This window comes from Arenicella sp. 4NH20-0111, assembly GCF_040366405.1.
Classification (GTDB): domain Bacteria; phylum Pseudomonadota; class Gammaproteobacteria; order Arenicellales; family Arenicellaceae; genus Arenicella.
Genome location: NZ_BAABWF010000003.1, coordinates 143,400 through 158,838, shown reverse-complemented (window position 1 = coordinate 158,838; position 15,439 = coordinate 143,400). Strand labels below are relative to the sequence as shown.

At 45.0% G+C, this 15,439-nt stretch carries 14 protein-coding genes; 6 read left to right on the top strand and 8 right to left on the bottom strand.

Annotated features, from left to right (window positions below):
* Positions 1-44 precede the first annotated feature (44 nt).
* Both ABWW54_RS08140 and ABWW54_RS08135 read right to left on the bottom strand, forming a co-directional pair.
* Entirely contained in the window at positions 45-353 is a 309-nt protein-coding gene (locus ABWW54_RS08140) for a hypothetical protein (RefSeq protein WP_353411749.1), read from the bottom strand.
* Positions 354-487: 134 nt separating this feature from the next.
* Positions 488-1,528: an AraC family transcriptional regulator gene (locus ABWW54_RS08135; protein ID WP_353411747.1), complete on the bottom strand. Its 1,041-nt coding sequence runs from the start codon at positions 1,526-1,528 to the stop codon at positions 488-490.
* A gap of 124 nt (positions 1,529-1,652) precedes the next feature.
* On the opposite strand from ABWW54_RS08135, the gene ABWW54_RS08130 reads away from it, so the two are divergent.
* The gene (locus ABWW54_RS08130) at positions 1,653-2,528 is read left to right on the top strand and encodes a TraB/GumN family protein (RefSeq protein ID WP_353411746.1); all 876 of its coding nucleotides are present in this window, start codon (positions 1,653-1,655) and stop codon (positions 2,526-2,528) included.
* Positions 2,529-2,598: 70 nt separating this feature from the next.
* Here ABWW54_RS08130 and nrtS read toward each other — a convergent pair whose 3' ends face one another.
* The 6 genes from nrtS to ABWW54_RS08100 form a co-directional block, all read right to left on the bottom strand.
* Complete coding sequence (nrtS, locus tag ABWW54_RS08125; protein ID WP_353411745.1) at positions 2,599-2,841, bottom strand: nitrate/nitrite transporter NrtS; 243 nt, start codon at positions 2,839-2,841, stop codon at positions 2,599-2,601.
* Positions 2,842-2,853: 12 nt separating this feature from the next.
* A complete protein-coding gene (locus tag ABWW54_RS08120) occupies positions 2,854-3,525 on the bottom strand; it encodes a TIGR04211 family SH3 domain-containing protein (protein ID WP_353411744.1) in 672 nt (223 codons plus the stop codon).
* 97 nt (positions 3,526-3,622) lie between these two features.
* Positions 3,623-5,005 (bottom strand): nitrogen regulation protein NR(I), encoded by a 1,383-nt coding sequence (gene ntrC, locus ABWW54_RS08115; RefSeq protein WP_353411742.1) that lies wholly within the window; start codon positions 5,003-5,005, stop codon positions 3,623-3,625.
* Positions 4,998-6,077: a nitrogen regulation protein NR(II) gene (gene glnL / locus ABWW54_RS08110; RefSeq protein WP_353411741.1), complete on the bottom strand. Its 1,080-nt coding sequence runs from the start codon at positions 6,075-6,077 to the stop codon at positions 4,998-5,000. Before glnL ends, ntrC begins: the two co-directional genes overlap by 8 nt.
* Before the next feature lie 182 nt (positions 6,078-6,259).
* The gene (gene glnA, locus ABWW54_RS08105; RefSeq protein WP_353411740.1) at positions 6,260-7,669 is read right to left on the bottom strand and encodes a type I glutamate--ammonia ligase; all 1,410 of its coding nucleotides are present in this window, start codon (positions 7,667-7,669) and stop codon (positions 6,260-6,262) included.
* A gap of 376 nt (positions 7,670-8,045) precedes the next feature.
* Positions 8,046-8,531 carry an Lrp/AsnC ligand binding domain-containing protein gene (locus ABWW54_RS08100; protein WP_353411739.1) on the bottom strand — a complete coding sequence of 162 codons (486 nt, stop codon included), beginning with the start codon at positions 8,529-8,531 and terminating at the stop codon, positions 8,046-8,048.
* A gap of 248 nt (positions 8,532-8,779) precedes the next feature.
* Here ABWW54_RS08100 and ald point away from each other — a divergent pair, with 248 nt between their 5' ends.
* From ald to glyS, 5 genes are all read left to right on the top strand, one after another.
* Positions 8,780-9,895 carry an alanine dehydrogenase gene (gene ald, locus ABWW54_RS08095; protein WP_353411738.1) on the top strand — a complete coding sequence of 372 codons (1,116 nt, stop codon included), beginning with the start codon at positions 8,780-8,782 and terminating at the stop codon, positions 9,893-9,895.
* 161 nt (positions 9,896-10,056) lie between these two features.
* Positions 10,057-10,773 (top strand): FkbM family methyltransferase, encoded by a 717-nt coding sequence (locus ABWW54_RS08090; protein WP_353411737.1) that lies wholly within the window; start codon positions 10,057-10,059, stop codon positions 10,771-10,773.
* Positions 10,763-11,920, top strand: coding sequence for a glycosyltransferase family 4 protein (locus ABWW54_RS08085; RefSeq protein WP_353411736.1), 1,158 nt, complete (start codon positions 10,763-10,765; stop codon positions 11,918-11,920). The genes ABWW54_RS08090 and ABWW54_RS08085 overlap by 11 nt, the downstream gene beginning before the upstream one ends.
* A gap of 496 nt (positions 11,921-12,416) precedes the next feature.
* Positions 12,417-13,322 (top strand): glycine--tRNA ligase subunit alpha, encoded by a 906-nt coding sequence (gene glyQ / locus ABWW54_RS08080; RefSeq protein WP_353411735.1) that lies wholly within the window; start codon positions 12,417-12,419, stop codon positions 13,320-13,322.
* A 10-nt stretch (positions 13,323-13,332) separates the two neighbouring features.
* On the top strand, positions 13,333-15,423 hold the full coding sequence (gene glyS / locus ABWW54_RS08075) for a glycine--tRNA ligase subunit beta (RefSeq protein WP_353411734.1): 2,091 nt from the start codon (positions 13,333-13,335) through the stop codon (positions 15,421-15,423).
* Positions 15,424-15,439 lie beyond the last annotated feature (16 nt).

The following is a 15,439-nucleotide window of genomic DNA, read 5'->3' as shown; positions in this document are numbered from 1 at the left end:
AATGGTGTGAGGACACCAAGTAGTAAATGAGGTCAAGTTTTACCTTAATTTGCAGCTATAGAACTCGCTTCGCAGGCTTTACCTTTTAAGCATTCCAACGCCACTGGTTGTTCACCACGAATCTCGCAAAGAACCATTGAGCGTTCACCCGCTGCTTTCACTCTCAGTTTCGCTTTGAATACGTTACGGCGTGAATTGATGCTCGCTACGTCTATTTTGCTCACAGAATCAAACTGTGCATTGATGGTTGATTTACACTCAGCCAAATAGTTTGCATCGGTTTTCGCTGCATTTGCACCGAATGTAAAAGAAAGGCCGGCAACTACTAATGCTGATTTGATCAAAGTTTTCATGATTACGCTCCAGGATAAGGAAATTAAATTTGTTCGCCGTGTTTCATGGCTTGAGCGTATTTCACTTCTTTCGACGACTTAATTCTGCCGAAATGGTGGCAAAACAGACCGAATTTTGAAATCCGGTCGTCTTTTTAAGTATCCGTCAGTGTTTCGGTACGATATTTGGTTGGGCTCAACCCGAAACGCGCCTGAAACGCACTATTAAATGAGGAGATTGACCTAAAGCCGACGTCTAGCGCAATTGTTAATACCGGTGTTCGTGTGTCCTCTCTGAGTTTGATTCCGGCTTCTTCAATCCGATAGTGGTTAACAAACTGATTGAAATTGCGATAACCCAGCTCCTGATTGATTTTTTGCCTGAGTTTATACTCGGGAATTTTTAATGATTGCGCGAGCGTCCCAACTCGTAAATCGTGATCAGCGTACAAGCGCTCCTCACGCATCCTCTCCAATAATTGAGCTATGACCGGGTCATTTGCTTCCTTAGGCTCAATGGGTGCCGTAATGATCGGCTGCAACATTAATTTAGCATCTGGATTTAACCTAGAAAACACGTAGTTCATCGCTAAAGTGAATACCAATATACAAAATTGGGTCATCGTATCAATCAGGATAGGAGGCTCGAAGTGAGTCACCACCTCAACAAATATAATGACTAATGTCTCAATAGAAAAAACGAAAATAAATATATTCCGGGCCTTCGCTCTAAGTTCTACTAAATCGTTGTCACGGCCTCGCCACACGACCGAGATGGCGGTCAGTGTGATAATGCATTTAAGAATCTGCAGCCAAAGCGGGGAACCCGGCAACCCCAAGTCAATAATGTGAAACCAGGCCGAGGCCCCCATTGACACAGAGATCAGTGCGAGCATCCATTTGGGCACCTGGCAGCTCTCTTCAAATATAAAGAATACGAAAAGCAGCAGCATACTGGGTACCGTTGCTCCGAAAAACCACATAAATCGCAAGTTTTCATAATGCGGTGTATAGCGATCGACTAAAGGCATGCCTACGTAAGACATAATCCCAAACATAAGCCCAATGCCGACCACTTTAACTCGCTTTGGATTATCTGAGAAAGCAATAAAAAGCGTAAACAGTATTACCTGTGAGATTGCCAGTAGACGAAACGTAATATTCAAGTACTCCATTCGCCAAGTGTGCCATGACATCGGTGAATTTCACACCAACTTTAATTTTTGATGCAAAAAAAGTACTTCGCAAGCTCAATTCGACTATCTGAAGTAGCACTTCTTCACTATGATTAACTCACGCGCAACTTAAGGAAGCACAAGAATGTCAAAAATTAAATTTATCTTTCTAACAGCCTTGTTTTCTGTCTTTTATTACTCGCCCCTATACGCAAAATCACCCGTATGGAAAGTAACAAAAGGAGACAAGCTTTTGTTCATTGGCGGCACAATCCATTTACTCTCTAAGGACGACTACCCTCTACCCTCCTCATTTAACCTGGCCTTTAATGCTTCTGAAGACATAATTTTTGAAACTGACATAGAAAGTGCACAATCGCTTACCACACAGGCGAAATTTTTACAGGTATTGATGTACCAGGACGGCAAAACAATTGAGGATGATTTAAAGCCAGAAACCTACGATGCACTTGTTGCATTTCTCGAAGACCGTAATTTACCTGTGTCGATGTTTACTCGATTTACCCCCGCTGGGATTAACATGACTTTAGTGGTACTAGAGTTACAAGGTCTAGGCATTACCGGTGAGAGTGGCGTAGAAGCCTATTTTAATTCTCAGTCGAAAGCTCAGGAAAAAGACGTCATGTGGTTAGAAACCATTGATGAACAAGTGTCATTTATAGGTCGAATTAACGACCTCGATGCAGACTTAGTCACGAACTCCACACTGCGAGACATCAAAAAACTAAAAGACGAATGGCCAAAACTCCTTTCCGCTTGGCGAGAAGGAGACATGGATAGGCTAGAGAGCCTAGCGATTAATGAGATGATTAATGAGTCACCAGAACTTTACCAATTTCTACTCGCTGATCGAAATAAAAACTGGGTTCCGGAAATCAAGCGGATGCTTGACAGCCCTGAAGTAGAATTTGTACTTGTCGGTGCGCTCCACCTAGCAGGAAAAGACAGTGTTTTAACCATGCTCGCCAATGAAGGCTTTAAAATTGAACAACTTGATTAGTCAAACAATTCAATGCCTAAGGCAAGCCTCATCAGGCGCGGACAGTATTAGACGTTGAGAGTTTTTGCTTCTAAGTCTCATGAGATTGTATGGCCCTGACTGCTGAATAGGTAGAAACACAATAGGGGACGATGTAGGTCAATACCAATTGAAGCGCGCTAACTGCGTTCATATCCATTCGCATGATTGTCCCGCCGTGGTTAATTGCAGCCAGTATCGTTCCAACCACGGCAGCTATCTTAAGCGAAGGCAATACAACCCTAGCGCTCAACGCTAACGTAAAGAAACCGCCATTTGGCGAAGGGTTAGACACTCTTAGACTCGCCTATGCTCCCCATGACTGGCGTCGAGTTCGTTTGGATATCGACAACAACCACCCTAAAAACAAGCCAAATAAGATCGCCCCACCACCAAGTAGGAACCATCTTTGAGCGCTTTGATCTTTAAGTCCTTTGTTTTGAATCCGAATATCATCCAACTGCAACAATAGCTGCTGTACTTCGTCTTCTAATTTTGTATTCCTGTTGGCAATATTAACCGCGTCTGAGGACACACGCTTAATGTTATCTAACTCTTCTGTGGTCGTTCGGAGCTTAGCGGTAAGGCCCGTGTTCTGCTCAATAAGTGATTGATTATCTTTTTGCGCTGTTGCCAGAAGAGCTTGTAACTCACCAGGTTTCGCCCGTAATTGTGCGAGTTTCGATTCCAAGCTTGCAACTCTAGATTTAGCGGAGGGAGTGTCCGTTATATATCGCTTTAATACATACCCTGTCGTTCCATCGGCAATTCTCACCTCACTGTGATTATTACCGACATCCGCCTGAATAATGTCCATGCGATCACCGCTCTCTAAAATCTTAATAATCTTATTCTTATTGCTGGGCCCAGATCGCATCATTACCTCAAGTGTGTCGGTAATGTATCCAGACTGAGCTGAAGATATTGAACTATATATGGTAACGCCAAACACTATGGCGGTGAGAACGATGTGTTTCATGTGCGATGGGGCCAAATTTTACCAACTCTTTAATCGGCGAAGTATACAGCGCATCCCATTCAAGCATAAGCCGTTAGATGAATCTCGTCACGATTTGTTAATCTAACTCAAGCTCCTTTAATTTTCGGGTCAGTGTATTTCGGCCCCATCCTAGCAATTTAGCCGCTTGTTGACGATGCCCGCTGGTGTGCTCCAGTGCCACAGTAAGTAGCGTGCTTTCGAAGCGTTTACCCAAATCGCTAAGTACGTCTTGTTGCCCCATGTTCAATTTCTGTCTCACCGCCCTTGCCAAGGCAGTTTCCCAATCTTGAGTTTGCTCCTCGATAGATTCTTCAAGTAATTCCTTAGGTAGATCTTCAACACCCACCGATTTAGCGGGCGCCATCACAGTTATCCATCGACACATGTTTTCTAACTGACGAACGTTACCTGGCCAGTCATACATAACCATCTTTACCATCGCCTCTTCGCTGAGCACTTTCATTTCAACTTCCAGGTCATCCGCGCTCATTCTTAAAAAGCGCTTAGCCAGCAAAGGCACATCTTCGGCTCTCTCTTTTAATGACGGTATGTCTATGCGAATCACGTTCAATCGATGATACAAATCTTCTCGGAAATGGCCTTCGGAAACCTGCTTCTCTAAATCCCGGTTTGTTGCTGCAAGCACTCTAACGTCAACCGAGACAAGATCTCGTCCTCCCACTCGATAAAAGCGCTTGTCCGAAAGAACTCGCAGTAAGCGAGTTTGTAACTCGGCACTCATTTCACCTATCTCATCAAGAAACAACGTCCCGCCGTCAGCTTGCTCAAACCGCCCTTTACGTTGAGCCTGCGCACCCGTAAACGCGCCTTTTTCATGACCAAAGAGTTCCGATTCAAGTAATTCTGCCGGTATGGCCGCGATATTGATCGCGACAAATGGCTTATTTGCCCTAGGGCTATGGTGGTGTAAAGCGTTGGCGACTAGCTCTTTACCAGTACCCGATAAGCCACAAACCATGACATTAATGTTCGATTTTGCCAATCTCCCTATCGCCCTAAACACCTCTTGCATCGCGGGCGCTTCACCAATGATCGTCACATCATCACGATCCTCTTCCTCTCCGGGCTCAGCCCCTTCCTTAGGTTCAACGGCTCGTTGCACCAATCTGACTGCTTCATCAAGATCAAAGGGCTTGGGAAGGTATTCGAAAGCACCGCTTTCATAAGAGGCCAACGCACTGTCCAAATCAGTATGAGCAGTCATGATAATGACCGGCATATCAGGATTATCTTCGTTAAGCATCTTGGCAAGCTCCAACCCGCTCATTCCTGGCATTCGGATGTCCGTCATCAACACATCCGGCGTGTCTGACTTTAACGCCGTCAATGCATGTTCCGCATCTTCAAAATCTCTGACATCAAATTGTTCTGCTCTTAGCGCTCTAGCTAATACCCAACGTATCGATGAGTCGTCATCCACTATCCAAACTTTATGCATTTTTTGCTTCCCTCGTTACGGATTCCTGCGGGTTGTAGGGTAAATAGATGGAAAAACATGTTTTTCCATGAAAATCTTCTAATTGAACGGCACCATGATGCCGTTGAATAATCTCTTGGGTAATTGATAACCCTAGACCAGTGCCCTCCGGCCTCCCAGTGATCAATGGGTCGAAAATCACATCTTTCATATCCACCGGTACACCAGGGCCTTCATCCCACACTCGCACCTTGAGTGCTTGACGATGTAAAACCTGATTGATGGTAACGAAGCGCTCAAACTTAGTGACCAAACCAATTTTTACAATATCGCTGTTTTCTTGAGCTTCAATCGCGTTTCCAACAATGTTCAAAAGTGCCTGAATCATCTGTTCTTTATCAACTTCGATTTCAGGCAAAGCCGGGTCGTAAAAACGACTGATATTCAGAGAAATCCCATCATTAACGCTTACTAAGTGAACAACATGCTCAAGAACTTCATGAATATTCAGAAGCTTGGGTTTCAACTGCTCTCTGGATCCCATTACTCGATCAACCAGTCGAGTTAGCCGATCGGCTTCCTTAATCAAAATATCGGTCAGCTCTTTGCGTGAAGGGTCCTTGATTTCTCGGTCTAGAAGTTGGGCTGCTCCGCGGATCCCACCCAAAGGATTTTTAATTTCGTGAGCTAAGCCTCTCATCATCAACCTAAAGGATTGCTGCCTCTCAAGTTGATTCTTCTCTTTCATAAATCGTGAGATACGATTTATCGAGTTTATTTCAATCAGAATAGATGGCTCAACGCCACGCTGCGTTGTGACGGCAGAAAGCGTCATGTCCACCAAAGAACTTTGATCTAGCTCTTCGAGTTCCACCTCTCGCAAAGTAAATTTCGCGTTGTGAAGCCGACACTCACTCAAAGATTTGTGTACCGTTCGATCACTGATTAGTTCCCGAACTGGCTTGCCTAATAGATAGCGGCGACTCTGACAAAGAAGTGTTTCAGCAGCAATATTTACTTGCTCAACGCAATCATTTTGATCAATCAATATGACTGCACATTCCAAGCTTTCAAGTATTAGATCGCTGTTCACAAATAGCCCTATGCCTACATTGCACCAAATTGGTGCGTTAATCGACCCAGCTATCCAACGTCTATGGTCGGTATATGAGGGTAAAACTAGTTAAGCGTCCTATGCCCGTTAAATTTAGCTTCCTGCTAAAGAGTAACGTGCTTCGCACTTTGCGAAGCACGTTACATTCTATAAAGAAAGGACTAGCAGCTGTAAGAGTGCAAGAACTCGATTGGGTGCGTATTAATACGCAACGCATCAACTTCTTCTTGCTTAAGCTCAAGGTACCCATCAATCGCACTGTCGGTGAAAACGCCACCAGCAAGTAAGAACTCGCGATCTTTATCAAGCGCATCAAGAGCGTAATCAAGACCAGCTGCGACCTGAGGTATTTTCGCTTGTTCTGAAGCCGGTAACTCGTACAAATCCTCGTCAGCCGCATCGCCAGGATGGATCTTGTTCTTAATGCCGTCAAGACCAGCCATCAACATCGCTGTAAACGCCAAATAAGGGTTAGCAGTCGAGTCTGGGAAACGAATTTCAATACGACGACCTTTGGGATTCATCACGTAAGGAATACGACAAGATGCCGAGCGATTTCGTGCTGAGTAAGCCAACAAAATAGGCGCTTCAAAACCAGGCACTAAACGCTTATAAGAGTTAGTAGAGGCATTGGCAAAAGCATTAATGGCTTTTGCATGCTTGAAGATACCGCCAATGTAGTACAAGGCAGTTTCACTCAGCCCACCATATCCATCGCCTGCAAATGTGTTTTGACCGTCTTTGAAAATCGACTGATGCACGTGCATACCAGAGCCATTATCACCCACGATTGGCTTAGGCATAAAGGTGGCGGTTTTGCCGTACATATGAGCCGTATTGTGAACCGCGTATTTAAAGATTTGGACTTCATCGGCCTTACGAACCAAGGTGTTAAAAATCGTACCGATTTCACATTGACCACCTGTTGCCACTTCATGGTGATGCACTTCAGTTGGGCAACCCATGGCTTCAGACGACTGACACATCGCCGCACGTAAGTCATGCAAAGAATCAACCGGAGGGACAGGGAAGTAACCGCCTTTCAAACCTGGACGGTGAGCCATATTTCCTTCTTCGTACGGCTTTTCTGAATTCCAATAAGCTTCTTTAGAATCCACTTCATAAAACGCGCCACGTGGCTCGTTTGAAAAACGAACATCGTCAAAAACGAAAAATTCATTCTCAGGACCAAAAAACGCAGTATCGCCAATGCCCGTCTCTTTCAAATACTCTTCAGCGCGTTTAGCAATCGAACGTGGATCGCGCTCATAACCTTGCATGTTAGAAGGCTCAACAATGTCACAACGAATGTTCAATGTTTTATCTTGAAAGAATGGGTCAAGGACTGCCGACTCTGCTTCAGGCATCAAAATCATGTCTGACTCATTAATGCCTTTCCAACCCGCAACAGAAGAACCATCAAACATCTTGCCTTCTTTAAAAGTATCTTCGTCAACAACAGAAGTTGGGACCGTAACGTGCTGCTCTTTACCGCGTGTATCAGTAAAACGAAAATCAACGTATTTTACGTCTTCGTCTTTGATTTGCTTTAAAACGTCTTGAACTGACATTTTCTTACCTCAATATCAATGGTTTATCTAGTAGACCCCAAACATTCGAACCGAATGTCATAAGCCATATCTGCTGGCAGCTATCACCGCCCCTACCGACTTAGTCGGCAACTATTAAGCGGGCACAAATGCTTAACGTTTTAGCATCTGTCCCTAATCAAGTTCGAGCCTGAACGATTCAGGAGCAACTTGACTCAGTTGTCTCACGCCCTGTGCACAGGAATGAGACATTGAAAGGTAAAGCAATGATCATGCCAACTCGAAAATGCCCCTATTTACGCCACAACCTTCAGGATTGACGCCTCAAACGCATCATTTTAAGGCATTTAATGCACCATAAAAGTGCTTAATGCAAAATAATGCACCTTTATGGTGCTTAAACAGTGATCGCCAATGTCTCTTTGACTGTTTCCATTGCCGCAATGCTGGTGGAACCGCTCACCCCTGGAACAGCAAGCAACTCTTCTTCCAAAAAATCTCGATATGCGCGCATGTCTTTCACTCTAGCCTTAACAAGAAAATCAAAACTTCCCGTAACCAAATAGCATTCTTGCACAGGATCTAACCCTTGAATTGCTTTTCGAAAGCCCTCGAAACTCTGCTTACTAGAACGGTCCAAGCTTATTTGAACAAACACCACCAATCCCGCCTCTAATTGTTTAGCGCTCAACATGGCTGAATAGCCTTTTATAAAGCCGCCTCGCTCTAACTTTCGAACTCGCTCAATGCATGGCGTGGTTGTCAAACCGACTCGACGCCCCAAATCGGTGTATGAAATACGACCTTCCTTCTGCAACACGTTAAGAATATGCCGATCATATTTGTCCAAATTACTAACATCTAAGTGCTCTAATTCATCCATAAGGAAAATACCCAAAATCAATAGTGAAATCAGTGATTATTCTCACGCAAAATAATTAAAAAAGAAATATTCACCAGACAATTATCAAAAATAATTAAATTACTCTGCAATGCATGCAAATAAAAAAAATATCACCTTAACGCGCCGTTTTGCAGATCGTATTATGGCGATTAATCAGAACGGTGGCTTCTGCACACGGGCGAGTACCCACATTTGAAAACCAACGAATCATTGGCGAGAGGACAAACATGAAGATCGGTGTAGCTAAAGAAATAAAAAATCATGAGTATCGAGTTGGGCTAAGTCCCGCAAGCGCTAAAGAACTAGTCAACAATGGACATGAGGTCACTATTTCGACAGGTGCTGCTGATGGAATCGGCCTGACCGACGACGCTTACATCGCTGTTGGCGCGAAAATCGCCTCATCAAATGAAGCCATATTTGCCGAGAGCGAAATGGTGGTCAAAGTTAAAGAACCACAACCTAATGAGTGTAAACAACTCAGTGCGGGCCAACTTTTGTTCACCTATCTACACCTAGCGCCTGACGCGCTACAGACTCAATTGCTTCTCGAGTCAGGCGTGACGGCTGTCGCCTATGAAACGGTTACCGGGCCTAATAACTCACTCCCTCTATTAGCACCAATGAGTGAGGTTGCAGGACGGCTGGCAGCGCAAGCGGGCGCACACTGCTTAGAAAAGGCACAGGGTGGATCCGGCGTTTTGATGGGGGGCGTCCCTGGAACAGAACCCGCAAAGGTACTGGTGATCGGTGGAGGGGTTGTCGGTCAAAATGCCGCTTACATCGCGGCAGGCATGGGAGCGCAGGTCACGATCCTCGACCGCTCAGTCCCGAAACTCAGAGAACTGGATGCGCTGTTTCAAGGCCGAGCAAAATGCATTTACTCTACCGCCGAAGCACTAGAACAACACGCTGCTCAAGCAGACCTGCTAATAGGTGCGGTACTGATCCCCGGCGCCAGCGCTCCAAAGCTGGTAACGAGAGAAATAATCAAAACGATGAAGCCTGGCTCTGTCATGGTTGACGTTGCCATTGATCAAGGCGGGTGCTTTGAGACATCAAGGGCCACGACGCACCAAGACCCAACTTTTATGGTGGACAACGTGGTTCATTATTGTGTAGCCAATATGCCAGGTGCCGTACCTCAAACTTCGACCTACGCACTCAATAATGCAACGTTACCATTCGCAATCAGCTTAGCCAATCACGGCTGGAAAGAAGCAATGCGCCGCGATCCGCACCTGCTTAACGGACTAAATGTTCATGCAGGCAAACTCACCTATGAAGCCGTCGCTCAAGCGCAAAATTTAGAGTTTACCGACCCGAAGAGCCTAATTGCTTAACATTAAACGACCTATCATCAAAAAGCACGAACAGCGGTGTTCGTGCTTTTTGGTCAAATCAACACTACCAACAAGAGAAAGTCTCGAGATTAGATTACCCTCATCATCAGAAATTACGTTATGATTTTGTAGGTCTATTGCGTGAATTACGGGAATCAGTCTTGCAGATAAAAGAAACATTCAAACACATAGTAAATTCTGGACTTCTAAAGCCATTGCACCTAAAGGTCTACAGCACTAAGGCTTTTGGTCGAGAAATCACATTAGACATCCGCAATATCATCAGTGAGCCTCAAATAATGTTTGATGTCGGGGCTAACATTGGCCAAACCGTAGACCTCTGGAACAGAGAATTCAACAGCCCAACAATTCACTCTTTCGAGCCTGTTAAGCGACTTCACGCCGAGCTACAAAAAAGGGTTGGCGACATAGCGACTTGCAACCACCTTGGTGTGGGCAACAAGAACGAAGAGATTACAATTCATTACGGCAAACACGACGTATCCCATAGTTTTGTTTATGACGACGTGGGAAAGGGCGGAGAAACAACCCGCGTGGTAACTTTAGACTCTTATTGCAGCCAAAACAAAATTAGCCATATAAATGTCCTAAAAATAGACGTGGAAGGCTTTGAGCATCAAGTATTAGAGGGCGCAGACACTTTGTTGCGCGAACATAGAATAGACATACTTGAAATTGAAGCGGGCTTTGATCCAAACGGGTATTACACACATTATCCAGAATTAGCCGCCAATCTCCTTAAACTAGGTTACTTAACACTTGGGTTTTATGACCAAACCACCCAGTGGGACGGACGCGCCGAACTCCTCTTTTGCAACGTTCTATTCGCGCGCAAAGGCTTGAAATTTGAGCGCTAGCGTTAAGGCACACGTTGCGATCGTCGTCGACTCAATCATCCCTGGTGGTGGTGTCAACAATATTGCACTAAACCAATCTATCGCACTAAGCCAGCATTTTTCAGTGACCATCGTTTGCGCGCATGGCAAGACAGAGAACACTGGCATCTCGACCCATCAAGTTAATGAGCCAAAACTGTTCTGGCTTAAAAGATACGGCCACTTTATAAGGGCACTCATTCTCAGCTCACGGTTTTGCGACAAACTAAAGCAAATAGACGCAGAACATAAGATCGATTTTATCTTGTTTCATAGCCATCTTCATGCGGCAACTGCGCGAGAAAAATTGCGCCAAGATCTAAAAATGGGAATGTTAATACATGGTGATATTTTCACTCGCCCTGTTGGCACCTATGACCCCTTACTCACCAGACTTTACAAATGGTCGAGCGTAAAAGCGTACAAAAGCATAGATTTAATAGTCGCGCTTTCTCCCTATATGAGAGAGAAAGCCATAACGTATGGCGCCGCCAAAGAGTCTGTCGCCGTCATACCTAACGGCATTAACATTCAAGACCAACCAAACACCAAGAAAACTCCCGTAGAACCAAACAAGTTTACTGTGCTGTTTATTGGTCGACTCTCGAAAGAAAAGGACCCAATTACATTACTAAAAGCCATGCTCCTGCTCGATGAACGAATCAATCTTTCACTCGGCGGTGATGGCCCTCTGCATAATGATATTAAGAATTTCATACACAACAGAGGACTCTCGAACAGAGTCACCCTGCACGGTCACATTTCTGCACAAAAGGTAAACGAACTGTACCAACAAAGTGATGTTTTTTGCATACCATCCGTCAGTGACCCTCTCCCCACCGTGGTGCTAGAGGCCATGTCGACTGGACTACCAGTTATTGGTACAAATGTAGAGGGAATACCATTTATGGTTGAACATAATAAGAACGGTTTAATCGTTCCCCCTAGCGATCCAGAAGCATTAGCTAAGGCGATAGAACACCTTTTCAATTCTCCAGCACTTAGAACTGAGTATGGGGTTGCAGCAAAAAAGAGAATTTCGGACACGTTCAGTTTGTCTTCATCCACAAAAAAACTGATTGAACACATTGAGAGAACAATGAACTGCAAACAGGGCAAAAAATCATAGACAGGGCAGCGAACACAGCAGGATTCTCAAAATCTTTCAAACAACGGGCAGAATCAACACAAGCATGAAATTCCTTTTCAACAAATGTTGTTAGCGAACTTTAGAAAATAAAAAGACTCGTCTATTTTTTTTATTGGTAACGAGCCTTTTTATTCTCTTGAGTAGTGCTATTACTGCACTTTCCTCACTCCTAGGCGACTTGGGCTTGACCTCAGTCAAAGCGGAAGTTACTGGATAATTGTGCGCTTGTCTATCGTTTTATAACTTTTTGTTAGAATTGATATGAATCTTAGTTATATTGTGGACAAATTGTCAATTTAAATATCAAATAGACGCGCGCGCCCTACAAACCACTGGCAAAAACACAAACAACAAACCCGTGCGAATCGCTCGCAAAATCGGGCGGTGCAGCTATAATACGTGGTCTTATTTTGTGGCGGCTGAGCCTGCCTACTATTTTGGGTGAACCCCGCCCTATTCTGATACCAAATAGACCATGAGCGATATACTGAGCTTTCAAGACATCATTTTGCGTTTGCAACAATTTTGGGCCAAGAACGGTTGTGTGCTTATGCAACCCATTGACACTGAAGTTGGCGCTGGGACTTTTCACACACCCACCTTTCTCGGTGCAATTGGACCTGAACCAATGAGAGCGGCGTATGTTCAACCATCAAGAAGGCCCACCGATGGACGGTATGGCGAAAACCCAAACCGTTTACAGCACTATTTTCAATATCAAGTAGTCCTCAAACCTTCGCCCGACAACATTCAAGAACTCTACTTGGAATCTCTTAAAGAGTTGGGGATCGACATGTTGAGCGATGATGTTCGGTTTGTTGAGGACAATTGGGAATCACCGACCATTGGCGCATGGGGACTCGGATGGGAAGTTTGGTTAAACGGCATGGAAGTCACGCAGTTCACGTATTTTCAGCAGGTAGGTGGATTAGACTGTCGCCCCGTGACCGGAGAAATCACTTACGGCCTTGAACGTATCGCGATGTATTTACAAGGGGTCGATAGCGTCTACGATTTAACATGGACAGACGGCTTTACCTACGGAGACATTTACCATCAAAATGAGGTAGAGCAATCCACCTATAATTTTGAACATGCAAATGTTGAAGAACTTTTCCACTTTTTCAGTGCATGTGAAGCTGAAGCTAGCCACTGTTTAGAACAAGGCCTACCACTTCCTGCCTACGAAAAAATGCTAAAGGCATCTCATGCGTTCAATATGCTCGACGCGAGACACGCCATTAGCGTCACTGAACGCGCGCGATATATCGGTCGAATAAGGACACTGGCTAAGGGTGTGGCTCAATCCTACTACGATTCACGTGAGGCACTGGGCTTTCCGCGCGGTAAAGATTTACTAGACCAACCTCAGTCGGTTTAAGGAGAATAAAATGAGTAGCAGAACCTTACTGATAGAGTTGGGAACCGAAGAACTACCCCCAAAAGCATTGCTGAAATTGAGTGACGCGTTTACCAGAGAAATTACCAGCGGCTTACTGGGCGCACAGTTAATTACCGAGAGTGATGCACAACAAACACTTCCATACGCAACACCACGCAGACTAGCGGTTAGCACCGGCAATGTTTTGCCTGCTCAACCTGATCAAGTGGTTGAGCGCAGAGGGCCTGCAGTTCAGGCCGCATTCAACGCCGAGGGGCAGGCTACCCCGGCCGCTTTGGGGTTCGCCAAATCATGCGGTGTTGAGGTGGAAGAACTAGAAAGACTAAAGACCGATAAAGGTGAATGGTTAAGCTACAACCTAGTGGAAAAAGGAAAAACGCTAGAGGTTTTAATTCAAGAGATCTTGGCGCAAGCAATAAAACGGCTTCCAATACCAAAACGAATGCGCTGGGGAGCGGGTGATGCTGAGTTTGTCCGACCGCTAAAATGGTTGATAGTAATGCACGGCAATGAAATTATTCCAGCCACCGCTCTGGATATTACATCTTCCAATGAAACCCGCGGACACCGATTTCATAGCCAAGGTCCTATCGCGATTAACAATGCAGACAACTACGAATCGGTGTTACTAGATCAAGGTCACGTCATTGCCGATTTCGCCAAACGTCGGCAAATGATTTCAGACCAAGCTACCGAAGCCGCATTGTCTGTCGGGGGCACTGTAGAAGAAGATACGGGCTTACTCGACGAAGTCACGGGATTGGTCGAATACCCCAGCCCTATTCTTGGTAGCTTTGATGATGATTTCTTAGATGTACCTCAAGAGTGCCTGGTTTCCTCCATGCGCGATCATCAGAAGTATTTTCACGTCATCGGCAAAGATAAAAAACTGATCCCTTATTTTATTACGATAAGTAATATCGAAAGTAAAAATCCTGAACAAGTAAAAACGGGGAACGAGAAAGTACTTCGAGCTAGATTATCCGACGCGCAGTTTTTTTGGGAAACAGATCAAAAATCAACGCTTGAATCTCGTATAGATCGACTCAAGAGCGTCAGATTTCACGCAAAACTGGGTAACCTTTATGAACGCACTAAACGCATCGAAGCTCTAGCTGGGGAACTTGCCGCCAAAATGAATGGCAGCGTCACCGATGCTAAAAGAGGCGCTCTTCTGGCTAAAGCTGACTTGGTCTCCGATATGGTGGGCGAGTTTGATGAGCTCCAAGGCATAATGGGGCATTATTACGCTGACCGAGAAGGCGAACCATCCATTGTGGGCGACTGCATTGAGCAACACTATTGGCCCAAATTTGCAGGCGACTCATTGCCGGTTTCGAACGAAGCTCAAGCCGTCGCTCTAGCTGATCGAATTGACAGCTTTGTTGGCTTATTCGGTGCCGGCGAGCGACCTACTGGCGACAAAGACCCTTACGCACTCCGACGGGCCGCATTAAGTATTCTTCGAATATTGATTGAACGTGAGCACAGCTTTTCGATACCAGAGATCGTCAAGCAAAGCGTCAATATCTACGCTGAGTATCAATCCTATGTCATTGACTCTGACACGCAAAAAGACATCGTCGAGTTCATTCTCGGCCGATTAACCGCACTCTATCAATCTCAAGATATAGCCAGAAACACCATCAACGCCGTCATGGCCTGCAAACCGGAAGTTCCCCTTGATTTCGAACACCGTGTTAAAGCCGTCCACGCCTTCAATGACGCGGCGGAAGCAGCTGACTTGGCATCTGCCAACAAGCGCATAAGCAATCTATTAAAGAAACAAAAGCAAGCAATAAGCTCTGACGTGGAGCCTTCTTTACTGAGCGAAGATGCCGAAAAACAACTCTTTAACGCCATTTGCGAAATTGAATCCGAATGCACTGATTTGTTCAGTAACGGCGATTACGCACAAGGCTTAAACAAGCTAGCAAGCTTACGCTCTCCCGTTGATGATTTTTTTGAACATGTCATGGTCATGTCAGAAGATGAAGCTCAACGAAACAACAGACTCGCCTTGCTGAAGAAGCTTCAAAGCCTATTCCTGCAGGTCGCTGACATTGCTTTATTAAGCTAAATTTTTGAGCAATCGT

Coding starts and splice junctions, on each gene's coding strand:
- glyS (WP_353411734.1), top strand. CDS start 13,333: ATGAGTAGCAGAACCTTACTGATAGAGTTGGGAACCGAAGAACTACCC.
- ald (WP_353411738.1), top strand. CDS start 8,780: ATGAAGATCGGTGTAGCTAAAGAAATAAAAAATCATGAGTATCGAGTT.
- ntrC (WP_353411742.1), bottom strand. CDS start 5,005: ATGCATAAAGTTTGGATAGTGGATGACGACTCATCGATACGTTGGGTA.
- ABWW54_RS08140 (WP_353411749.1), bottom strand. CDS start 353: ATGAAAACTTTGATCAAATCAGCATTAGTAGTTGCCGGCCTTTCTTTT.
- ABWW54_RS08100 (WP_353411739.1), bottom strand. CDS start 8,531: ATGGATGAATTAGAGCACTTAGATGTTAGTAATTTGGACAAATATGAT.
- ABWW54_RS08135 (WP_353411747.1), bottom strand. CDS start 1,528: ATGTCATGGCACACTTGGCGAATGGAGTACTTGAATATTACGTTTCGT.
- glnA (WP_353411740.1), bottom strand. CDS start 7,669: ATGTCAGTTCAAGACGTTTTAAAGCAAATCAAAGACGAAGACGTAAAA.
- glyQ (WP_353411735.1), top strand. CDS start 12,417: ATGAGCGATATACTGAGCTTTCAAGACATCATTTTGCGTTTGCAACAA.
- ABWW54_RS08120 (WP_353411744.1), bottom strand. CDS start 3,525: ATGAAACACATCGTTCTCACCGCCATAGTGTTTGGCGTTACCATATAT.
- ABWW54_RS08130 (WP_353411746.1), top strand. CDS start 1,653: ATGTCAAAAATTAAATTTATCTTTCTAACAGCCTTGTTTTCTGTCTTT.